The organism is Brevundimonas sp. GW821-FHT10E09 (assembly GCF_058809375.1).
The window spans coordinates 1-21,172 of the sequence record NZ_JBXASO010000021.1 but is presented as its reverse complement, the minus strand read 5'-3'; the positions used below and the strand labels follow the sequence as shown (position 1 = coordinate 21,172).

Annotated in this window: 17 protein-coding genes; 13 read left to right on the top strand and 4 right to left on the bottom strand. The window is 66.6% G+C overall.

Going from position 1 to position 21,172, the window contains the following annotated elements:
• The first annotated feature begins 5 nt into the window (after positions 1 to 5).
• The 5 genes from AC1RSI_RS15675 (at position 6) to AC1RSI_RS15655 (ending at position 6,036) form a co-directional block, all read left to right on the top strand.
• A complete protein-coding gene (locus tag AC1RSI_RS15675) occupies positions 6 to 644 on the top strand; it encodes a sulfotransferase family 2 domain-containing protein (protein WP_154726643.1) in 639 nt (212 codons plus the stop codon).
• 5 nt (positions 645 to 649) lie between these two features.
• On the top strand, positions 650 to 1,270 hold the full coding sequence (locus AC1RSI_RS15670; RefSeq protein ID WP_154726642.1) for an aspartyl/asparaginyl beta-hydroxylase domain-containing protein: 621 nt from the start codon (positions 650 to 652) through the stop codon (positions 1,268 to 1,270).
• Positions 1,267 to 3,198, top strand: a complete 1,932-nt coding sequence (locus AC1RSI_RS15665) for a tetratricopeptide repeat-containing sulfotransferase family protein (RefSeq protein ID WP_154726641.1) — start codon at positions 1,267 to 1,269, stop codon at positions 3,196 to 3,198. Before AC1RSI_RS15670 ends, AC1RSI_RS15665 begins: the two co-directional genes overlap by 4 nt.
• Positions 3,199 to 3,201: 3 nt before the next feature.
• Positions 3,202 to 4,158, top strand: a complete 957-nt coding sequence (locus AC1RSI_RS15660) for an aspartyl/asparaginyl beta-hydroxylase domain-containing protein (protein ID WP_008260368.1) — start codon at positions 3,202 to 3,204, stop codon at positions 4,156 to 4,158.
• Positions 4,159 to 4,236: 78 nt separating this feature from the next.
• Positions 4,237 to 6,036, top strand: coding sequence for an acyl-CoA dehydrogenase (locus tag AC1RSI_RS15655; protein ID WP_154726640.1), 1,800 nt, complete (start codon positions 4,237 to 4,239; stop codon positions 6,034 to 6,036).
• A 19-nt stretch (positions 6,037 to 6,055) separates the two neighbouring features.
• Here the strand turns inward: AC1RSI_RS15655 and AC1RSI_RS15650 are convergent, their stop codons facing one another.
• Genes AC1RSI_RS15650 through AC1RSI_RS15640 form a run of 3 tightly spaced genes read right to left on the bottom strand, consistent with a single transcriptional unit; the run spans position 6,056 to position 8,677 of the window.
• Positions 6,056 to 7,222: a glutathionylspermidine synthase family protein gene (locus AC1RSI_RS15650; RefSeq protein WP_154726639.1), complete on the bottom strand. Its 1,167-nt coding sequence runs from the start codon at positions 7,220 to 7,222 to the stop codon at positions 6,056 to 6,058.
• 3 nt (positions 7,223 to 7,225) lie between these two features.
• Entirely contained in the window at positions 7,226 to 7,966 is a 741-nt protein-coding gene (locus AC1RSI_RS15645; RefSeq protein ID WP_035305458.1) for a PspA/IM30 family protein, read from the bottom strand.
• 15 nt (positions 7,967 to 7,981) lie between these two features.
• Entirely contained in the window at positions 7,982 to 8,677 is a 696-nt protein-coding gene (locus AC1RSI_RS15640; RefSeq protein ID WP_008259979.1) for a YjfI family protein, read from the bottom strand.
• Positions 8,678 to 8,812: 135 nt separating this feature from the next.
• Here AC1RSI_RS15640 and AC1RSI_RS15635 point away from each other — a divergent pair, with 135 nt between their 5' ends.
• From AC1RSI_RS15635 to AC1RSI_RS15600, 8 genes are all read left to right on the top strand, one after another.
• Positions 8,813 to 9,460, top strand: a complete 648-nt coding sequence (locus AC1RSI_RS15635; protein WP_154726638.1) for a YjfK family protein — start codon at positions 8,813 to 8,815, stop codon at positions 9,458 to 9,460.
• A 26-nt stretch (positions 9,461 to 9,486) separates the two neighbouring features.
• The gene (locus AC1RSI_RS15630; RefSeq protein ID WP_008261051.1) at positions 9,487 to 9,900 is read left to right on the top strand and encodes a DUF350 domain-containing protein; all 414 of its coding nucleotides are present in this window, start codon (positions 9,487 to 9,489) and stop codon (positions 9,898 to 9,900) included.
• A 5-nt stretch (positions 9,901 to 9,905) separates the two neighbouring features.
• The gene (locus AC1RSI_RS15625) at positions 9,906 to 10,529 is read left to right on the top strand and encodes a DUF1190 domain-containing protein (RefSeq protein WP_230307696.1); all 624 of its coding nucleotides are present in this window, start codon (positions 9,906 to 9,908) and stop codon (positions 10,527 to 10,529) included.
• A gap of 193 nt (positions 10,530 to 10,722) precedes the next feature.
• A complete protein-coding gene (locus AC1RSI_RS15620) occupies positions 10,723 to 13,491 on the top strand; it encodes a TonB-dependent receptor (protein ID WP_154726636.1) in 2,769 nt (922 codons plus the stop codon).
• Between the two features lie 231 nt (positions 13,492 to 13,722).
• Complete coding sequence (locus AC1RSI_RS15615) at positions 13,723 to 14,226, top strand: RNA polymerase sigma factor (protein WP_008261471.1); 504 nt, start codon at positions 13,723 to 13,725, stop codon at positions 14,224 to 14,226.
• 84 nt (positions 14,227 to 14,310) lie between these two features.
• The gene (locus AC1RSI_RS15610; protein WP_154726635.1) at positions 14,311 to 15,309 is read left to right on the top strand and encodes a FecR family protein; all 999 of its coding nucleotides are present in this window, start codon (positions 14,311 to 14,313) and stop codon (positions 15,307 to 15,309) included.
• Between the two features lie 162 nt (positions 15,310 to 15,471).
• The gene (locus tag AC1RSI_RS15605; protein WP_492322691.1) at positions 15,472 to 18,378 is read left to right on the top strand and encodes a TonB-dependent receptor; all 2,907 of its coding nucleotides are present in this window, start codon (positions 15,472 to 15,474) and stop codon (positions 18,376 to 18,378) included.
• 53 nt (positions 18,379 to 18,431) lie between these two features.
• Positions 18,432 to 20,246 (top strand): Ca2+-dependent phosphoinositide-specific phospholipase C, encoded by a 1,815-nt coding sequence (locus AC1RSI_RS15600; protein ID WP_291757210.1) that lies wholly within the window; start codon positions 18,432 to 18,434, stop codon positions 20,244 to 20,246.
• A gap of 369 nt (positions 20,247 to 20,615) precedes the next feature.
• On the opposite strand, the gene AC1RSI_RS15595 is transcribed toward AC1RSI_RS15600, so the two are convergent.
• Positions 20,616 to 21,092: a LysR substrate-binding domain-containing protein gene (locus AC1RSI_RS15595; RefSeq protein WP_492322690.1), complete on the bottom strand. Its 477-nt coding sequence runs from the start codon at positions 21,090 to 21,092 to the stop codon at positions 20,616 to 20,618.
• Positions 21,093 to 21,172 lie beyond the last annotated feature (80 nt).

Sequence of the window (21,172 nt, the reverse complement as noted above, 5' to 3'; positions counted from 1 at the left end):
GAAGCATGATCGTTTCCCACCATCACCGGTTCATCTTCGCCGCCGTGCCCAAGACCGGCACCCATGCCGTGCGCCGCGCCCTGCGCGAGCAGATGGGGGAGGAGGACCTGGAACAGGTGGGATTGTTCATCGACAAACGCTTCCCCTGGGAGGATCTGGCGGCGATCCGCCACGGCCACCTGTCCTTGCGGCAGGTTCGGCCCTACGTCGGCGAAGAGGCCTTCGCCGACTATTTCAAGTTCGCCTTTGTGCGCAATCCGTTCGACCGGTTCGTCTCCTACTGCGCATTCATGCTGCGCGACGGCGACGTCTTCCAGCGCCGCCCGCGCGACGTGATGCGCCACTTCCTGTTTCAGCAGCCGCCGGAACAGCACATCCTGTTCCAGCCTCAGGCGTCGCTGCTGGCGGACGAGGACGGCAAGACCCTGCTGACCGATCAGTTCGGGCGGGTGGAGGAGATGCAGGCCTCTTACGATAGTCTTTGCGCCCGTATCGGCATCGCCGCGCGTCCGCTGGACCGGGTGAACGCCAGCACCCACGGCGACTATCGGCTCTATTACGACAAACAGCTGATCGACGGCGTCGCCGCCCGCTATGCTCAGGATATCGAACTGTTCGGCTACAGCTTCGAAGGGCTGAGGTGATCGCCATGACCGTCGCGCCCGCCGCCAATCCGCGAAAGACCGCGACGATCCGCAGGCTGGGGCCGGTCGATATCGCCGTCCTGAATGCCGCCGTGCTGGAGATTCCGGAAGCCGTCTGGGACGCGGAAAACCAGAGCAAGCCGAACAAGTTCGAGGTGCTGGACCAGACCCGGCACATCGTGTTCCGGTTCGTCGACAGTCCGCGCGACTGGCGAGGTTCGCACGATCGCCCGCTCTGGGCGGCGTGGCGCGCGCTGCTGGAGCCGGTGCTGGCCCAGGCGGTTCAGGCCTATGGTTATGGGCGGGGCGTCTTTCCGCGCGTGATGCTGGCCCGGATGCCGGCGGGCGGCGTGATCCATCCGCATATCGACGCCAATCCGGCCGCCAAATGGCCGCACAAGATCCATGTGCCGATCACGACCAACCCGGAGGTCGTCTCCTTCTTCGGCGGGCAGGAGCACCGGTTCCCGGTCGGTGAGGCGGTGGAGGTCAATAATCTGGGACCGCACTGGGTGCGAAACGGCGGCGCCACCGACCGAATTCATCTGATTTTCGAATACTATGACGCGGACCAGCCCGATCCGGACTGGCTGGCGCCGCTGCTGGCGGTCGGCGCGCCGCGATGACGGCGGCTGCTGAGGTCGATGGCGGGACGACGCAGCGCAATGACCTGTTACGTCAGGCTAGGGATCTGCTCGTCGCGCGTCGCGCGCCAGAGGCGCTGGCAGTGCTGGATGGGTTGCAGGCCTTGTATCCACGGTTCAGCCGGGGGCTTCAGGAACGCGGTCATTGTCATGTCGTGATGGGCGATGCGACGGCGGCGCTGGAGGCGTTGCGTGAGGCGGTCCGGCTGAACCCCAGCCTGCCGGCCAGTTGGGACATGCTGGAGCAGTTGCACCGGATGCGAGGCGAGACCGGGCCTGCGGACGGGGCGGCGCAGAGGCTGGCGATGCTGAGGCGTCTGCCGCCGGAGATCGTGGCGGCGGACAGTCTGTTGGCCGACGGCGATCTGGCGGAAGCCGAGACTGTCGTCCGCGATGTGCTGGACCGCCAGGGGGCGTCGGCCGGGGCCTTGCGTCTGCTCGCGCGCATTCGTCAGGCCTGCGGCGATGCGGAAGAGGCGGAGACCCTATTGGAGGGGGTACTGGCCAGTGCGCCGGACTATGAGGCCGCGCGCTTCGACTACGCCATGATGCTGTTGCAGCGGCAGAAGCCGCAGGCGGCGCGGCGCGAAGCGGAACGACTGCTGCAGCGCGAACCAGAGCGACGAGAGTATCTGAAACTGTTCGCCGCCGCCTGCGTGGCCTTGGGCGACTATGAGCCGGTCATCGAGATTTATCGGCGGCTGCTGGACGGGGCGTCCGTGGTCGGCGCCGAGACGGCCGAGTTGAGGCTGTGGCGCGCGAACGCCCTGAAGGTCACGGGGCGGCTGGAGGAGGCGGTGGCCGACTATCGCGCCGCCTTGGAGGCGCGGCCGGATTATGGCGTCGCCTGGTTCAGCCTGGCCAATCTGAAGCTCCACAGCTTCTCGGACGCGGATGTCGAGCGGTTGCAGGCCGCGGCGGCGCGGACGGACGTGCAGGATATGGACCGGGTCTATCTGGCCTTCGCCCTGGGCAAGGCGCTGGAGGACCGCGCGGATTATGAGGCTTCGTGGCGTTGGTACGCACAGGGCAACGGGATTAGGCGTTCGCTGGGCGGCTGCAGACCGGAGGCAGCCGAAGCATGCGCCGTTCGCACGGCTCGAGCGTTTACGTCCGAGGTGTTCTCTGACCGCGCCGACTGCGGGGCGTCGGACGCCGATCCCATCTTCGTTCTGGGCTTGCCGCGTTCTGGATCGACGCTGATCGAGCAGATCCTGGCTTCGCATTCACAGGTCGAGGGGACGCAGGAGCTGACGGAGATCGGCCGATATGCGGGCGAACTGTTCGGGCGTGATCCCGACTGCGGCCTGCCGGTTCGGCCGGAGGCTGTGCTTCAGATGTCGGCGGCGGAGGCTCGTGCGCTGGGCGAACGGTTCCTGGCCGAGACGCGGACCTATCGCCGGGAGGGGCGGCCGTTCTTCATCGACAAGATGCCGAACAATTTCTGGCATATCGGCCTGATCCATCTGATTCTGCCGAAGGCGAAGATCATCGATGTGCGGCGTGAGCCCATGGCCTGTTGCTTCAGCAATCTGAAACAGCTGTTCGGCACGACCAACCAGGAATTCACTTACGATATCGACCCTATCGCCCGCTATTACCGCAGCTATCTGGACCTGATGCGGCATTGGGACGAGGTGCTGCCGGGGCGTGTGCTGAGGGTGCAGTACGAGGATCTGGTCGAGGATCTCGAGGGCGGGGTGCGGCGGATGCTGGAGCATTGCGGGCTGGCGTTCGAACCGGCCTGTCTGGACTTCCATCAGACCCGGCGCAGCGTGCGCACGCCCAGTTCAGAACAGGTGCGGCGACCGATCAGCCGCGACGGCCTGGCGCAGTGGCGCAACTACGAACCCTGGCTCGCGCCGCTTCAGGCCGCGCTGGGCGACGCCTTGATCCGTTACAGGGACTGACCCATGCGACTGTCGCAGCGCTTCTATCAGCTTCCGGTCCTGTTCGATGTCGAGCGTCTGCAGGCCGAGGTTGCGGCCCTGCCGGACGAGGCGTGGGGGCCGCATCCGGATCGCGTGCATGGCAACAGCGCGGCGCGTCTGATCAGCGCCGGCGGAGTGGAAACGGATTCGGTCCATGGACAGATGTCGCCAACCCCCTGGCTGGAGCAGATGCCCTATCTGCGTCAGGTCCTGTCGGGTTTCGGCGTGGTGTGGAGCCGGTCGCGGCTGATGCGACTGGCGGCCGGCGCAGGGGTGCCGGAGCACGCCGACATCAATTATCACTGGCATACGCGGGTCAGGCTGCACATCCCGGTCTTCACCCGGCCCCAGGTGCGGTTTCACTGCGACGGCGAGGCCGTGCACATGGGGGCGGGAGAGGCCTGGATCTTCGACAACTGGCGGCGTCACCATGTAGAGAACGGGTCCGACGCCGAGCGGATTCATCTGGTCGCCGACACCACGGGCACGGCCGGCTTCTGGCAGTTCGCCTGCGGCAAGACGCCGCCGCGCGATCAGTGGCGGACGGTGGGTTGGGACCCGACCGCACCGTCGCAACTGCTGACCGAGGCTGACCAGAGGTTCGCTGTCATGCCGGCGGCGGAGGTTCAATGGTTGGTGGACGATCTGAGCCAGGAGCTGACGCCCGCGGCAGACGGCGCTGAAGCCCGGGCGCGCGCCGAGCGGTTCCGGGCGGTGCTGGCGGGCTTTGTCCAGGACTGGCGGCAGCTGTGCGCCCTGCACGGGGTGTCCGGCCGGGGGCGGTCCGACTTCATGCGTCTGGCGGGAGCCGTGCATCAGGCGGTCAGGCCGCTGGCGGAGGGGCTGGTGATGCGGACCAATGGCGCCGGGGCCCTGCTGGTGCTGGAGAAGCGGGTGCTGCAGCACTTGGTGGCCGAGGATCGTCCGGCCGGCGGTTGAGGGCGAACTTGCCGCCTGCGGGGCGGCGACCTAGGCTGGCCGGGTGTCGCCGCAAGGCGGCGTCTTCGGAGCCTTCGCATGTCTGACGCCTCGCTGATCCTGTCCCGGCGCGATCTGGATTTCATTCTGTACGAATGGCTGGAGGTCGAGCGGCTGACGCAGCGGGCGCGGTTTGCGGATCATGACCGGGTGTCGTTCGACGGGGTGCTGGATACCTGCGCCCAGCTTGCGGCGGATATGTTCGCCCCGCACAATCGCAAGGCCGATCAGAACGAGCCGACGTTCGACGGCGAGCGGGTGACGATGATCCCCGAGGTGGCCGAGGCCCTGGCGGCGTTCCGCGAGGCGGGGCTGTTTTCGGCGTCCCAGGACTATGATCTGGGCGGGCTGCAACTGCCCAATGTGATCGAGCGCGCCGGCTTCGCCTGGTTCCAGGCCGCCAATGTGGGCACGGCCGCCTATCCGTTCCTGACGATTGGGGCGGCCAATCTGCTGAAGACCCACGGCACGGCCGCGCAGGTCGACGCCTATGTGCGGCCGATGCTGGAGGGACGGTTCTTCGGCACCATGTGTCTGTCGGAGCCGCAGGCGGGATCGTCGCTGGGCGACATTCGCACCCGCGCGGTTGCGCAGGCCGACGGCAGCTATCGGCTGTTCGGGTCGAAGATGTGGATTTCGGGCGGGGATCACGACCTGTCGGAGACCATCGTCCATATGGTGCTGGCGCGGATGGAGGGGGCGCCGGCGGGGGTGAAGGGGATCTCGCTGTTCGTGGTTCCCAAGCACCTGCTGGACGAGAGCGGCGCGCCGGGCGAGCGCAACGACGTCGTCCTGGCGGGTCTGAACCACAAGATGGGCTATCGCGGCACGACCAACACCCTGCTGAACTTCGGTGAAGGCCGGCATGCGCCGGGCGGGCAGGGGGGCGCGGTCGGCTGGCTGGTCGGGGCGCCGCATCAGGGGCTGGCCGCCATGTTCCACATGATGAACGAGGCGCGGATCGGCGTTGGGGCGGGGGCGGCGGCCCTGGGATACACCGGCTATCTGCACGCCCTGGATTATGCGCGCGGGCGGCCGCAGGGACGGCCCCTGTCGGCCAAGGATCCCGCCAGTCCGCCCGTGCCGATCATCCAGCACGCGGACGTGCGCCGCATGCTGCTGGCGCAGAAGGCCTATGCCGAGGGTGCGTTGGGGCTGAACCTGTATTGCGCGCGGCTGACCGACGACCAGACGACGGCCGAGGACGCGGCCGAGCGGGACCGCGCCGGACGGCTGCTGGACATGCTGACGCCCATCGCCAAGAGCTGGCCGTCGCAATGGTGCCTGGAGGGCAACAGCCTGGCGATCCAGGTGCTGGGCGGCTACGGCTATACACGCGACTATCCGGTCGAGCAGTTCTATCGCGACAACCGGCTGAACCCGATCCACGAGGGCACGCACGGGATCCAGGGACTGGACCTGTTGGGCCGCAAGGCGATCATGGACGGCGGCTCGGGGCTGAAGCTGCTGGGCGAGACGGTGATGGCCACCGTGGCGCGGGCGTCAGGCGATGGTGAGTTGGCGCCCTACAGCGAGGCCCTGGCCGAGGCCATGGGCCGGATCGGGGCGGCGACGGCCACGGTCTGGCAGGACGGCGACCCGGAGCGGGCCCTGGCCAACGCCTCGACCTATCTGGAGGCCGTGGGCCATGCGGTGCTGGCCTGGATCTGGCTGGAGCAGGCGCTGGCGGCGGCGGGCAAGACCGGCGACTTCTACGACGGCAAGCGCCAGGCCGCGCGCTACTTCTTCCGCTGGGAACTGCCCAAGATCGGACCGATGCTGGATCTGCTGGTCAGCAAGGACGACACGACGCTGGCGATGCAGGACCGGTGGTTCTGATCAGGCGGCGGGGTGAGCGTCAGTCGCGGATGAAGTGGGGCACGAAGCGCGAGGTGTTGCGGGTGATGCGCCCCTGATCCTCGCGCAGGCTGATGCCGGCCGGTTCTTCGCCGACGACCCAGGAGCCGACGATGACATAGTTGTCGTCGAAACGCGGCGGATTGTGCAGGGCCTGACGGATGTAGCGGCCCTCGCCGTAACCGCCGTCCACCACCTCGGCGGCGCTGAGGCCCTGATCGATCAGTTCGACATTGTCGCCTTCGCGCGAGAACAGGGGCTTGCGGACATAGGAGGTCCCCAGGGCCGTCGCCTTAGGGTCGCCCTCGAAATAGGATTCCAGTAGATTGGGGTGGCCCGCATGCCGCTCCCACAACAGGGGCAGGATGGCCTTGTTGGACAGGATGCTCTTCCACGCCGGCTCCAGCACCGTGACCTCTGCGGTCGGCAGGGGGGCGGCGTAGTCGTCGCGCAGCATCTGCTCCCACGGATAGAGTTTGAACATGGCCTGGATGATCCAGTTCTCATGATCGACAAACCGGCCGTCTTCGTTCAGGCCGATCTGATCGATGGCGACGAACTGAGGGTCCAGCCCGGCCTGACGCGCGAGATCCTCGAGGAAACGCACGGTCTGGCGGTCCTCGACGAAGTCGGCGTCGGAGCTGAAGTGGAGGAAGCCGCCGTTCGGGAAGATGGCGCGAAACCGGTCGACCAGCTTCTCGTGCAGGCTGTTGAACTGGTCGGCGTCGGCGGGCAGGACACCGGCGGCGATCTGGTCCTCCAGCCACAGCCATTGGAACACCGCCGTCTCATAGATGCTGGTCGGGGTGTCGGCGTTGTATTCGTAGAGCTTGGCCGGACCCGCGCCGTCATAGGCGAAGTCGAACCGGCCATAGAGGGACGGCTCCTGCCGTTTCCAGCTTTCGGCGACATAGTCCCGCATCGGCTCGGGAATATCGAGCTGCTCCATCAGGCGCTCCGACTGGACCGCCTCATTGACGAGGTCCAGGCAGAGGCCGTGCAGTTCGGCGGTCGGCGCCTCGATCCCGTCCTCGATCTCGGCCAGCGAGAAGGCGTAGGCGGCCGTCTCGTCCCAATAGGGTTTGCCGTCAGTGTGGCGCCAGGTGAAGCCGAGTTCCTCGGCCTTGGCGTCCCAGTCGGTTCGGGCTTCGAGGCGCAGACGCTCCATGGTTCAGGCCGGGTCCTTGTCGGGGGTCGATTGGCCGATGCGCGGCGTGACCACGGTCACGTCCGGCTGGCTGAGGCGGGCCAGGACGTCGTCGGCTGACGAATGGCCGGGCAGGATGCCGGCCTCGCGCAGCTTGGCGTCCAGGTCGGCGCCGGTGCGGCGGTCTTCCAGGGCCTGGCTGGCGTTCAGCTTTTCTTCCTGGATCGCCTGGCGCTGCTTGATGCGTTGCAGGCTGTCGGCCGCCGAGCCGATGCGCGACTGGGCGCCGGCCGAGTTCAGGGCGACCGAGGTCTGGGCGCGCTGGACGGAGTCGTTGACCTTGACGATGTCGATCTCGCGACGAAGCGTCTCGATCTTCTGGTCGGTCGAGGCGATGGCGGTGCGCAGGCGCGTCTCGGCCGTCTTCATGTCCTCGATCAGCGGGCCGCGGCTGGTGATCTCGACCTCCAGCTCGGCGATACGGCCGGCGACCTCGCGGGCGAGGTCGGTCTTGCCCTGGCCCAGGGCGGAGCGGGCCGAGCTTTCGTATTTGGCGATCTGGTCGCGGAAGCTGGCCATTTCGTTTTCGGCCATGCGGCGACGGGCCACCAAGCCGGCGAGGTCGTCGCGGGCCTTGCCCTGAGCGTTGTCGGCGTCGCGGATTTCCTGGTCGAGGATCTTCAGCGCATTGGCGTCGACGACGCCCTGGGCCGCATCATGGGCCGAACCGCGGAACAGGGCGGAGAGTTTTCTGAGCATGGACATGGTCGGGTCTCCGGATCAGGCGGCGTCGGCGCCGAAGGTTTCACGCAGTTCAGTGGCGTCGATCGCATTCTCGGCCAGGGTGCGCAGTTCGATGAGGATGGTCTGTAGCGTCGTCTTGCACGACAGTTCGCCCATCAGCTCATACACGTCTTCGCCGCCGACGTTGGTGATGGCGAAGTTGGACAGGGGCACCACGCGCTGGGCCTTCAGCAGGAATTCGTTGAAGGCGTGGCGGTCGGCCTGTTCGGCGACGGGCCACAGCAGGACCGAACAGACGATCTGAGCGCCGCCGACGCTGAGATAGACCGGCAGGTCGCCGTATTCGTGCATGGTCGCCAACAGGACGGGCTCGGCGCCCTCCAGCACGCGCAGGGTCATCTCGCCCTCGCGCAGCAGGGGGGATTCATCGAGCGCCGCCTTGATGGCGGGCACGGTCCAGGGGGTTTCGATCACGGCGTCCATATGGTGGTCGTCTCCAGGGGGGATGGAATGAGAAGTGGGGCGGCGCGAGCGGCCGGCAAGGCTCTGAGCAGCAAGCCGGGGGCCGCGGGTGGAATCGGTGATGATGGCGCGGACGGCGGCCTTCACGTCGTCGCGAGCGGATTCGGGCACCCAGAGCTCCAGCTTGACCAGCCCCGCCTCCCGACGCGCCTGTCGCCACGCACGGATGCGGTCATTGGCGGCGGACGAGGGCGGGGCGGTTGCAGGCATGTTTCATGAAACGCGTAACATGAACGCTTGACGTCCGGCAAGATGTGTTGAATTTTCGAGCCATGAACCGCATCATTCGGTCGCATCCTCGCTGTTCGCTCGCCGTCGGCGCGCTTCGGGCCTAGATAGTCGCCCATGTTCAAGAAACTCTTTGGATCATCGAACAAGGTCGAGCCGGCCTCCAAGCTGGCGACCGTGCGAAACATCACCGTGGGTCGGACGGTGTCGCTGGATCCGCTGGCCTGGCGCCGGTTGGGCGATGAGACCCATTTCGTGCTGGATCGGGACGTGCTGGACATCTCGGCCCAGGGCCTGGTCAGTCTGGACAGCGGCCAGTTCGTCCACCGCTTCTACACCGACGATCACGTCATGCTTCAGGCCATGAGCGACGACGAGGCGGGCGCCGAAAGCTATGATTTCAGCCTGTTCATCCCCTGGACCTCGGCCTATCCGCCGGGCGAGCGGGAACGCCGGATCTGGCGCGACCGTCTGTCGGCGCCGGTCTTTCACGGTGCGGCGGAGGAACTGCCGGACTATCCGCGCTTTTGGTTCGCCGAGAGCGACGCCGTTCAGCCGCCGGTCACTCTATGGGAGACCATCTGGGACGACCGGGCGGCGACCACGCCCTACGCCAAGATCTTTCAGACCTGCATGCTGTACGCGCGCCAACTGGCGGACGGCCGCGAACTGATGATCGCCCTGGAGCAACAGCCCGAGGGCGGCGAGACCACCCACGAAATCATGATCGGCATTCCATTGGAAATGGCCGAGTTCCGCGCCTGACCGCGCGATCCGAAAGGGAAGACTGAATGTTCGACTGGTTCATTTTTCAGCAGGGCGCGATCGCCTTCCTGATCGCCTTCGCCGTCGCCGGCGCCTTCACCCTGGCCTTCAAGCTGGTTTACCAGTGGGTCACGCCCTATCACGAGCATACGCTGATCCGTGAGGGCAACACCGCCGCCGCCATTGCGCTGGGCGGGGCCCTGATCGGCTATGTCCTGCCCCTGGCCTCGGCCCTGTCGCACACCGTCAGCCTGATGGAGTTCGCGGCCTGGGCCCTGTTGGCCGGCGTGATCCAGATCGTGGTCTTCGTCGCCATCAGCCGCATGGCCTTCCGCAATCTGGTGGCCCGTATCGAGGCGGGCGAAATCGCCGCGGCCGTCTATCTGGCCTCCATCTCCATCTGCGTCGGGCTGCTGAACGCCGCCTGCATGACGTCGTGACCGCCATGACCGATCCCAAGGACCTGCCCAAGACGGAAACCATGCGTCGGCTGAAACGGTCGCGCATTCTGCATGTCAGCAGTCTGATGGCGACCGCCAGCTTCTCGCTGGCCGCCTGCAGTTCGCCTCAGGTCCGGGCGCCCGAGCCCGAGCCGGAACCCGCCCTGGCCTACGCCAGTCTGGACGAATGCCGCGCCGCCAACGACATCCCTGACGACCAGTGCGACGCCGCCCTGGCCAAGGCTCAGGAAGAAGCCGCCAAGACCGCGCCGCGCTATGCGACGCGCGAAGAATGCGAAGGCCAGTGGGGGCCGTCGCAATGCCAGCCCAACAATCAGGGCGGCAACGGCTCCTTCTTCACGCCTCTGCTGGCGGGGTTCGTGGTCGGCCAGTTGTTGAACGGCGGCGGTTATCGCGGCGGCGGCCCGCTGTATCGCGACCGCGAGAACCGCTACTCGAACGGCTACGGCGGCGGGTACACCTACCGCGACTATCGGACCGGTCGCACCGTCGCCAACGCCCGCGAACATGGCGATGTGGCGCGTCAGGCGCCGGCCCGGGTTCAGAGCCGCACGGCCGTCGTGTCGCGCGGCGGCTTCGGCGGCGGCGGCCGGAGCTACGGCGGCTAACCGTTTCAGGCGGAACAGTCAGGCTGACAGCGGCTCGTCAGGCGTCCTTCAGGGCGTCCGGCGGGCCGTTTTGCTGTCCGGAAGCGGCGAACGCGACAGCGCCGTGAAGTTTGAATGAAAAGCCCTGTCACACATTGAGGGGCTGTGAGGCCCTGTCGTTGAAGCGCCTAGAACTCACTGGGGGCTACCTGAAATGAAGAACCGAATCCTGGGCACCACGGCTTTCGCCCTGGTCGCCGCGTCGCCGTTCGCCGCCCTGGCGCAATCGGCCGATCAAGCCGTCGTCACCGCGCCGAGCGCGGCTGAAGCGACCGAGATCGACGAGATCATCGTCACCGGCTCGTATCGCCGCAGCCTCGAAGAGGCGGTGGATATCAAGCGCAAGACGGTCGGCTTCTCGGACTCCATCGTCGCGACCGACGTGGCCAACTTCCCCGAGCAGAACCTGGCCGAGGCGCTGCAGCGCATCCCCGGCGTGACCATCGAACGCAACAAGGGCCTGGGCCAGCGCGTCAACGTGCGCGGCCTGCCCAGCGAGTTCACCTTCGTCAGCATCAACGGCCTGGCGACCGCCTCGGGCAGCGGCGGCCGCGACGTCGAGTTCGACATCTTCGCCTCGGAAATCATCCAGCAGGTGACGGTCCAGAAGTCGCCGCGCGCCGCCGATGAAGAGGGCGGCATCGCCGGTTCGGTCAATATCTCGACCGCCCGCCCGTTCGACTACGCCGGCCGCCGGGTCGTCGGTTCTGTCGAGGGCGCCTATAATTCGATCTCGGAAAAGACCGATCCGAAACTGTCCTTCCTGGCCAGCGACACCTGGGGCGACCTCGGGGCCTTGGTGTCCTTCTCGACCGCGCGCCGGACCAACCGGACCGACTCGAACTCGGGCATCAACTTCCGCCCGATGACCCGTTTTCTCGCCAACTCGACGGGCGCCCGGGGCGCCCAGGCGATGGCTGTGCTGGCGCGCGACGCCGGCGTCGTCGTTCAGAACCGCGCCAATACGGCCGAGACGGACCGCATCATCTTCCAGGACAAGGTCGGCGACCGCGCCTATCTGAACACCCAGGACCAATGGGGCGGCGCCCTGTCGCTGCAATACCGTCCGTCATCGAACTTCAGCCTGGCCTTCGACGCCCTGATCGGCCGGTACGAAACCACCGAAGACGAATATGACGCGGCGGCCTATTCGGCCTCCAGCCGCTCGACGCTGGAAACCATCCACGAGTACGACAAGACCACCCTGGCTGACTCCGGCCTGATCGTGCTGCGCGACGTATCCTATACCCTTACCCAACATGAGATGCTCAGCAAGGAGCGGATCAACGAGACGGACTATCGGCAGTTCGGGACGGAACTGAACTGGAGCGGCGACAGCTGGAAGCTGCATGCTCTGGCCGGCTATTCCGGCGCCGAGAAGACGCTGGACTACGCCAACCTGAAGCACACGGTCTATGCGCCGTCGCGGACGCGCTGGACGGCCCAGGGCGGTGAGACGATCAAGAGCGCCAACCCGGCGTCGATCGACATGTACAACTCGCCGTCCAGCTATCTGTTCGAAGGCTACGAGACGTCGCTGGAGCAGATCAGCGACGACAAATACGCCGCCCAGATCGACTTCACCAAAGACCTGAATCTGGACTTCTTCCCGGCCCTGACCAGCGTCCAGGTCGGCGCCCGCTATACCGACAAGTCGAAGGAGCGCCAGTACGGCTCCCTGAACATCCAGGGCACCGGCGCCGGCAAGGTCGACTACCTCGGACGCCCGATGTCGCAGAGCGAACTGACGGCGGTCAGCGATCTGGTCCCCGGCGGCGCCTACAGCGTCCGTGACCTGACCTGGAGCCAGGTGTCCAACGACTACGCCCGCCGCACCTTCCGCTACGACGGCTTCTACACGCCGTTCAACGTGGGCGACTATTACGAGGTGTCGGAAGAGGTCGTGTCGCTGTACGCCATGGCCGACCTGAACTTCGACCTGGGGGCCGTGCCGGTCGCCGTCAACGGCGGCGCTCGCTACGTCGACACCTCGATCACTTCGTCGGGTTACCACCAGATCCAGAACCCGAACGGTTCGACCGGTTATACGCCCGAGCCGGTGTCGAGCGACGGCAGCTATGACAAGGTTCTGCCCAGCCTCAACATCACGGCCGATCTGACGGACAGCCTGATCTTCCGCGCCGCAGCTTCGGAAACCCTGATCCGCCCGGCCCTGACCGATCTGGCCTACAAGCGCACGGCCAGCTGGAACTCGTTCCGCTTCACCGACGGCAACCCCAATCTGAAGCCGACCTACGCCAAGCAATGGGAAGTGGGCCTGGAACAGTATCTGGGTGACGGCGGTCTTCTGGCCGTGTCCTACTTCTGGAAAGAGATCGAGGGCGTCGTTCGCCAGGCCCTGACGGGCACGGTGCCGAACGTGACCAAGTACAACGCAAACGGCTCGATCGACGGCGTCTACACCTTCGACGTCTATCAGCCCATCAACGAGCCGGGTTCGTATGAAGTCAGCGGCGTCGAACTGGTCGCCGTCGTGCCGTTCGGCCAGTTCTATGCGCCGCTGGAAGGCTTCGGCATCAACGCCAACTACACGGTGTTGGACAGCTCGCTGACGTCCACGACAAAACTGGGCATCAGCATGCCGCCCGTCGGTCTGGCCGACAACACCTACAACTTCACCCTCTACTACGATAACTCGAAGTTCCAGGCGCGCGCGTCCTACAACTTCAAGGACAAGTACGTCGAAGGGATCGGCTACGAAATGTATCCGATCTGGCGCGAAGGCTATGGTCAGATCGACCTGTCGGCCAGCTACAATGTGACCGACAGCCTCCAGATCAACCTGGAGGGCATCAACGTCACCGATGAGGCGACCAAGGGCTATACGATGGATCCGTCCTTCCCCACCATGTACGAACTGTCGGGTCGCCGTATCAACCTTGGCCTGCGGATGGAGTTCTGATCCATTTCCGGAACGCCGAACCATGGTGAGGGCTGCGGACGGCCGACGTCGTCTGCAGAACTTCCAGCCGGCCGCTCATGCGGCCGGCTGAGGCGCCGGCTCGCTTGGGAGCCGTGACCATGGCAGCAGTTCAGACCATCACTTCTGATCCCCTAGAGGTTGGCCTGGCGCGACGTCCCCTCCGCAAGAGGGGACGTCTTTGCGCGTTTGCCCAGCGGGAAGACGGCGACCATGTCGGTTGAGCGTCTTGTCGTCGAACTGCGCCGCGACCTGATCGGCTATCTGCAACGCAAGGGGCAGACGATCGAGGACGCCGAGGACGTGGTGCAGGAGGCCTTTGTTCGGTTTCATCGCGCCGGCCACGATCTGTCAGGCGCCGACGCTCGACCCCTGTTGTTTGTGATCGCCCGCAATCTGCAGACGGACCGCTGGAAATCGGCCGGCCGCAAGGGCGTGCGCGGAACCGACGACATTCACGCCCTGGACGCCGGCCCGCGGGCCGTGGCCAGCGACGCCCCCGCCGCGGACCAGCATCTGATCGGCCGGGAAAACCTGGCCGCCGCCGCCCGGATCATTCGCGCCCTGCCGCCGCGAACGCGCGACGCCTTCCTGCTCAACCGGTTCGAGGGGCAGACCTACAGCCAGATCGCCAAACGCCTGGGGGTTTCGGTCAGCATGGTCGAGAAACACATCGCCGAAGCCCTCCGTCAGCTGAAGATTTCGCGAGAGGGTTGAGGTGTCGTACCCCTGTGTCGTTGTGAATATTGAAGGCGTCGGCGCCTTATCCCCCTGCCGCGTCCAGGAGCGTTTCGTTCGCGCATGATCCAGCGCCTGACATCCCTGTTCGATCGTCGGCCGCGAACCGCCGAAGACTGGCTGGCGCGCATGCGTCGGCCGACCGTCCCCGCGCGCGATCAGGCGGCCTTCCTCGATTGGTTGGAGAAGGACGACAACCTGCCAGCCTACGAGACCGCGAAGGCGCGTCTGGCGGGCCTCGCGCCTCTGGCCGGCGCCTTCGAAGGCGATCTGGCGCGGCTGCGGGGGCGCAAGCCCGTGAACACCGGCCGACGAATCCTGATCGGCGGCCTGGCGACCTCGGCCGTCGCGGCCATCGCCGTCCTGATGATCCTGCCCGGCCTGGGATCCCAGAGCGCCGACAAGGGGGCGGTGGTCTACGCCAGCGCGCCCGGCGAAATCACCGATCTCGCCTTGGAGGACGGTTCTCGCGTCACCCTGGACGCCGATACGCAAATCCGGGTGCGGTTCGAGGATGACGCCCGGCGCGTCGTCCTGTTGCGGGGCGCGGCCTATTTCGATGTCGTCCACAATCCTGCCCGCCCGTTCCAGGTCGCTGTTGCGGATCGGAATGTCATCGTCACGGGCACGCGGTTCACCACCACCTTGCGGCGGAACCGGGCGGAGGTCTCCTTGCTGGAAGGGCGTGTCGCCATCGGCCGCCATGACGTCGGCAAGAGGCGTTCGCTTGATCACGCGGTGATGCTGGCGCCCGGCCAGAAGGCCGTCTTCACCCCCGGCCTGGACCGCGTCCATCTGAGCCGTCCGGACGTCGAGTCCGCCACGGCCTGGCGCGAACGGCGCTTGATCTTCCATGACGCGCCGCTGTCCGACGTGATCGCTGAGGCTGCCCGTTATGCCGACCGGCCGATGGTCATCGCCGATCCCGCCCTGGCGAAGACGAGGGTGACGGTGGTGTTGCCCTTGACCGGACAGGTCGGACTGATCGACCGCATGGACGATCTGTTGCCGATTTCCATTGAACGGACCTCGGACGGTCGCGCCCTGATACGAGCAGACTAGGTCAGTGCAGGCTGGGGCCATCGCAGAGCTGTCACGCGGTCGCGCTAAGGATCGACGCTGAACTTCGTCCCATTGTCCTAAGGCCTGCTCCGTTTGAAGCCGTTCGCACCATCGACGCCGCTCGGTGCGCGACGTGTCGTTGTCGCGGGGGCGGTTTTGTCTGTGCTGGTCAGCGGGGGATGGACCGGGCGCGCCCAAGCGCAGGACGGGACACTGACGTTCGATATTCCTGCCCAGGACGCCCGCCGTGCGCTGGTGGATCTTTGCGTGGCGGCGGGATGTGAACTGGCTTTTGTCGCCTCGCCGGGCGAAGCGCGGCGCAGCCGTCCCGTTCGGGGCCGCATGACCTGGCGCGCGGCGGTCAGCCGGATGCTGGACGGCGCAGGCCTTCAATACCGCTTCATCGGCGCCCGTGGCGTTCGGGTCTGGGCGGCGCCCGCGGCGCCGGAGCGGCCGCAGCCCGCGGCCCCGACCGAGTTGGAAGACATTGCCGTGGTCGGCCGGCTGTCGGAACAGATCGAGGAATCCCTGCGCCGCAAGCGCAAGGCCGACGTCATCTCCGACAGCGCCTCTTCGACCCGGATCGGCGAACTGCCGGCCGCCAATCTGGCCGAGGCCCTCCAGCGCGTCCCTGGCGTCGCCATCGAGCGCGAGGTGGGGGAGGGGCAGTTTGTCAGCGTCCGAGGCCTGGGCCCCCTGTTCCAGTCGGTGACCCTGAACGGCGCGCCGGTGGCCTTCAACGAGAACATCCGCAACTCGACCCAGAGCGGCCGCCAGTTCCGCTTTCGCGCCCTGTCGGCGGACCTGCTGGCCGGCGCGCAACTGACCAAGTCCGCGACGCCGGATCTGATCGAGGGCGGAATCGGCTCCAACATCAATATCGAGACGGTCGGGGGGCTGGATGGCGATCCGTTCCTGAGCCTGCGGGTCGGCGGCGCGGCCGAGGCGCGACTGCGGGACCCCCGTCTCGACCTGTCCGTGGCCGGGCGGCTGGTTTCGGACGACGGCGACTGGGGGCTGGTCGGCGGCCTGTCGCAAGAGGGACGTTCGGTTCTCTACGACCGTTTCCAGATTCAGCGCTATCTGCCGGTGGCCCTGGACGGTGAACAGGTCGTGGCGCCCAGCGACGTCCGCACGACCGTCGAACAGGAGGACCGCCTGCGCCGGAGCCTGTTCCTGGGGGGAGAATGGCGGGCGTCGCCGTCCGTCCATCTGCGGTTCGACAGCCTGGTCTCGACCTTTGACAACGCCATCCGTGAAGACCGGATCGTCTATGGGCTCGGCAAGCTGCTGGAGGCGGACGATGCACAGGCGACGATCACCGACGGGGTGGTTTCGGCCGGCGCCGTCCAGTCCGGCACGATCGACAACAACACCGAGTTCTCGGACCAGGCGCATCTGAATATCGTGGTCTCGGGAATGGCCCGGGTGATGCTGGGGGCGTGGAGGTTTCAGCCGCGGGTCAGCCTGTCGCGCGCACGATCGAAACTGGATACGCCGCTTGAACGCCTCTCTTTTCGCGCGCGCCTTTCGCCATCCTACAGCTTCGACGTGGGCGACGCCGTCTCCGTTCGAAAGGCGGCCCTGCTGCGGACCGACTTCGATCTTGACGACCCTTCCGCCCTGAAATGGAAAAAGCTGGGCGTGCGCGCCATCGAATCCGTCGATGACGACGCCACGGCCCTGATCGACATCGGCCGGGCTGCAGATATCCGGATCGGCGGGCTGAGCCTGTTTGACTTTCGTTTCGGCGGCCAGGTCAGCGACCGGTCTCGCGACTATCAGCGCCGGGACCGCGAAGCCGTGCTTGGACCGGGAAAGACGCTGAGCCCGGACTTCTTCAGTTCGCGCGTTCAGAACGGCGTCTTCGATCAGGTTATCGACGAACATCCAGGATCTTGGGTCGTCGCCGACTTCGCACCCTTCCAGACCGCCTTCATCCTCCCGGGTGAAAGCGACAGCATCGTAGTCTCGCCGGGCGACCTGAAGCCCACCGGCGCCGACCTGCAGAATTCGTACAAGGTGGGCGAACGGGTCGGCGCCGTCTATGCGCGGATCGACTTTGAAGGCGAAGCGGGATCGGCGCCCTTCTTCGGCAATCTGGGTCTTCGCCTGGTGGCGACCCGGACGGCCGTGGACGGCGCGCTGCTGACGGCGGATGACAAGGGCGTGGCGGCGATCCGGGGCGTATCTCATACGGGGTCGGATATCCGTCTGCTTCCCAGCCTGAACATCGCCTTCGACCTTGATCAGGGGCGCCGGCTGCGACTGGCGGCGTCCCGCACCATGACCCGGCCGTCCCTGGCCGATCTGCGGCTGGCGACGGCGCCGGCCAGTTCTCTGGTCTCGTCCATCTACGAGCGCGGACAGGCCGAGATCGACGATCCTTCGCCGGGTTCGCTGTTCGTCGGGGTGGGCGGCAACCCGGATCTCAGTCCCTACATGTCGACCAATCTCGACGCCTCCTACGAATGGACCTTCCCTCAGGGCGCGCTCAGCGTCGCGGTCTTCCACAAGACCATCGACGACTTCATCGGACTGGTGGCCGCGCCGGAGATGCTGGTGTTCGAGACCCGGGCCGGTCCCCTGGTGCATGCCGAGGTGCTGATGTCGCGGCCGGCCAATCTGGGGCGGGCGGTCAGCCGGGGGCTGGAGGTCGGGCTCCATCGGCGGCTGCCTTCGGGATTCGGCCTTTGGGCCAGCGGGACCTGGACGGACGGCCAGGGGCCGGAGGGGTACAGCCTGGCGGGGGTGTCGCGTCTGGCCTATTCGATCAACCCCTTCTTCGAGCGGGGACCGGTCGCCATCGGTCTGTCCTGGTCCTGGCGGTCCGCCTTCCGATCCGAGGCGGACATGCAGGGGGGAGGGGTGTCGGACTTCACCGTGGCGGACGCCGGCTATCTGGACGCCCAGGCCTCTTTCGACATCGGATCGGGCGGGGAACTGGTGATCGCCGCCTCGAACCTGACCGACACGACCGACCTGGCCTATGAGCACGACACGCGACGCCTGCTGCAACTCGGCCGCGTCGGTCCCAGCGTCACCGCCAGCCTGCGCTGGTCGCTATAGCCCCCGCACCGCGCGGCCCAGGCCCTTCCTGTTCCAAACCCAAGGAGTTCCCCATGTTCACCCTGATGGCCGCCCTGTTGGCCGGATCCGCCCTCAACGCCGTCCAGCCGACCTGTGATCTGAGCGCGCCGGACGTTCGGGCGGCGGGCGGCGACGCCTGTGCTGTGGCCTGGATGGATCGGCGTCTGGGGATGAACGATCTGACGGCCGTGGGGACCCATAACAGCTACAAGCTGCCGATCCCGGCCGCCGAGCTGCAGGCCATGATCGCCGTCAATCCCGCCGCCGTGGCCCTGGACTATTCGCACCGGCCCCTGACCGAACAACTGGACGCCGGCGCGCGCCAGATCGAGATCGACGTGCTGAACGATCCGCAGGGCGGGCGCTACGCCCATCCCCTGTCCGCCCTGGGCCGGCCGGGGCAGGGGGCGCTGACCAGCGCCGCCTTCGCTGAAGCCATGGCCCGACCCGGCTTCAAGACCCTGCATATGCCGGACGTCGATTTCCGCAGCACCTGCCTGACTTTCGTGGCCTGTCTGACCGAGATCCGCGACTGGTCGCGCGCCCATCCCGATCACGCCCCGATCCTGATCATGCTGAACGCCAAGACGGGCGCGGTCTCCATGCCGGGCGGGGTGACGCCCCTGGATTTCGACGCCGCCGCCTGGGACGCCCTGGACGCCGAGGTCCGCTCGGTCTTCGACGCCGACCGGCTGATCACGCCGGACGGTGTCCAGGGCGATCATCCCACCCTGCGTGACGCGGTTCTGGCCGGCGGCTGGCCGACCTTGGGAGCCGCGCGGGGCAAGGTCTTCTTCGCCCTGGACGAAGGCCCGGAAAAGGTCGCCAGCTATCGTGGCGCGCGCCGCTCGCTGGAAGGCCGCGTCTTCTTCGTCAACACCGACGAGACCTCGCCGGCCGCCGCCTATCTGACGCTCAATGACCCCGTGGCCGAGCAGGCGCGCATCCAGGCCGCCGTTCGCGCCGGCTTCATCGTCCGCACCCGCGCCGATGCGGATACGGCCGAGGCCCGCTCCGGCGACGTCGCGCGCCGCAGCGCCGCCTTCGCCAGCGGGGCGCAATATGTGTCGACGGACTATCTGTGGGCCGATCCGCGCTTCCCGGGCTATGAGGTGCGGCTGACGGGGGCGGACGCCGCCGCCTGCAACCGGCTGCGGACCGAGACGCGCTGCGACGGTCTGGCGATCGAGCCGACCGGCGCCGCCGTCCCGCGCGGTTATCTGGCCAAGCCGGACCGGCCGGACCTGACCGCCGTCCTGGCGCCTCCGCCCGCGCCGGGTTCGCCCCGCGACATCGCCAACCGGGGCGTCTTCCTGCAGACCCGCAGTCTGGAGGGCACGCCGCGCTGGGTGCTGGCCACCCACGACGTCACCGGGGACGCCTATGATCATTTCGCCGAGGCCTTGGGCGTGCGCCTGACGCGCGAAACCGCGCCGGTCCTGACGGCGTTGCTGGACCGGGCGGGCGACGACCGGTCTGTGGTCGGCGACGCCAAGACTCACTGGGCCACCAAACGCCCCTATATCGGCACGGACCAGCCGATCTGCGAAGCCAAGAGCGACCATCTGGCCGGTAATCCCGACTATCCGTCCGGTCACTCGGCCCATGGGATGCATGTGGCGATGATCCTGGCCGAACTGGCGCCCCAGCGCGCCGACGCCCTCTATGCGCGCGGCCGCGAGTTCGCCGAGAGCCGCTACATCTGCGGATCCCACAGCTACAGCGCCGTCGAGGCCGGCATCCAGTCGGGCATGGTCATCTATGGCGCCGAACAACGCTCCGACGTCTTCCGCCGCGATATGGAAGCCGCCCGGGCCGAGGTCCAGGCCGCGCTGGCGGCCCAATAAGGCAAGGGCGCTCCGTCGCGGCGTGATCGCGGCGGAGCCCTGCAGCCTTCAGGCTGCGGAACACGGGGGCGTGGCCCGATCCGGGCCCTGCTGATTCAATTCGAAAGTTTGATTTCGCCGGCCCCGGTTTGGGGCCTAAGACGAATGGCGGAGCGGGCGATCCGCTTTCTGGGGTAAATAATGAAAGAAAAACAATATTCTATGGGCGCTTCTTCAATTTTTCCCACGTCTGTAGCCACGTTTCGGATCGCGCCCTAGATGAGTTTCTAATCAGCCTCGTTCAGGCTGATTGTCGGGTCGTGACTCTTCCCTGACCTTCCTAGCGTTCGGAAGGTCGTTAACAGTCCTAGGCCGCAATATCCGCTCTTGTTAGGCTGACACTTGCGATGTCGCCGACACCGGGCCCGCCCGCTCGGTGACCAAGAGTTCGGCCGCCACGAAGTCCACGAAGGCGCGGACCTTGGGCGTCGGATGACGGCTTGACGGCCAGACGATGCGCAGCTTGCCTGTGCTTTTCATGAATGAGGTCAGCACCGGCTCAAGTTCGCCGCTCGCCAGTTGTCGCCTGACAGTGAACAGCGGAACGCATGTCAGACCCTGTCCCTGCTCGGCCAGATAAATCAGCGGCTCCAACGTGCTCGCGCTGAGTGTCGAGGGAAGGTCATTCCCGACAAAGGTCTCGCCGCGATAAAGCGGCCAGCGTTCGAACTTACCCGTCGAGGGAAAACGATGCTGAAGACAGGCATGTCCGCTCAGGTCCTCCGGCGTTTCGGGCCGCCCAAAGCGTTCGAAGTAACCCGGAGAGCCTACGACGCGATGCTCGAATGCGCCGAGCATGCGGGTCATCAGTGTCAATCGGCGTCTAAAAGGGACCCCCTATCGGCGTGCAATAGGGACCCCCTTTTGAGGTTCGGGATGGACGTCAC

Bases quoted from the DNA above. Each gene is read 5' to 3' on its own strand.
- AC1RSI_RS15650 (WP_154726639.1), bottom strand. From the start codon at position 7,222: ATGGAGCGTCTGCGCCTCGAAGCCCGAACCGACTGGGACGCCAAGGCC.
- AC1RSI_RS15660 (WP_008260368.1), top strand. From the start codon at position 3,202: ATGCGACTGTCGCAGCGCTTCTATCAGCTTCCGGTCCTGTTCGATGTC.
- AC1RSI_RS15665 (WP_154726641.1), top strand. From the start codon at position 1,267: ATGACGGCGGCTGCTGAGGTCGATGGCGGGACGACGCAGCGCAATGAC.
- AC1RSI_RS15630 (WP_008261051.1), top strand. From the start codon at position 9,487: ATGTTCGACTGGTTCATTTTTCAGCAGGGCGCGATCGCCTTCCTGATC.
- AC1RSI_RS15670 (WP_154726642.1), top strand. From the start codon at position 650: ATGACCGTCGCGCCCGCCGCCAATCCGCGAAAGACCGCGACGATCCGC.
- AC1RSI_RS15640 (WP_008259979.1), bottom strand. From the start codon at position 8,677: ATGCCTGCAACCGCCCCGCCCTCGTCCGCCGCCAATGACCGCATCCGT.
- AC1RSI_RS15635 (WP_154726638.1), top strand. From the start codon at position 8,813: ATGTTCAAGAAACTCTTTGGATCATCGAACAAGGTCGAGCCGGCCTCC.
- AC1RSI_RS15625 (WP_230307696.1), top strand. From the start codon at position 9,906: ATGACCGATCCCAAGGACCTGCCCAAGACGGAAACCATGCGTCGGCTG.
- AC1RSI_RS15600 (WP_291757210.1), top strand. From the start codon at position 18,432: ATGTTCACCCTGATGGCCGCCCTGTTGGCCGGATCCGCCCTCAACGCC.
- AC1RSI_RS15675 (WP_154726643.1), top strand. From the start codon at position 6: ATGATCGTTTCCCACCATCACCGGTTCATCTTCGCCGCCGTGCCCAAG.
- AC1RSI_RS15610 (WP_154726635.1), top strand. From the start codon at position 14,311: ATGATCCAGCGCCTGACATCCCTGTTCGATCGTCGGCCGCGAACCGCC.
- AC1RSI_RS15620 (WP_154726636.1), top strand. From the start codon at position 10,723: ATGAAGAACCGAATCCTGGGCACCACGGCTTTCGCCCTGGTCGCCGCG.
- AC1RSI_RS15655 (WP_154726640.1), top strand. From the start codon at position 4,237: ATGTCTGACGCCTCGCTGATCCTGTCCCGGCGCGATCTGGATTTCATT.
- AC1RSI_RS15645 (WP_035305458.1), bottom strand. From the start codon at position 7,966: ATGTCCATGCTCAGAAAACTCTCCGCCCTGTTCCGCGGTTCGGCCCAT.
- AC1RSI_RS15595 (WP_492322690.1), bottom strand. From the start codon at position 21,092: ATGACCCGCATGCTCGGCGCATTCGAGCATCGCGTCGTAGGCTCTCCG.
- AC1RSI_RS15615 (WP_008261471.1), top strand. From the start codon at position 13,723: ATGTCGGTTGAGCGTCTTGTCGTCGAACTGCGCCGCGACCTGATCGGC.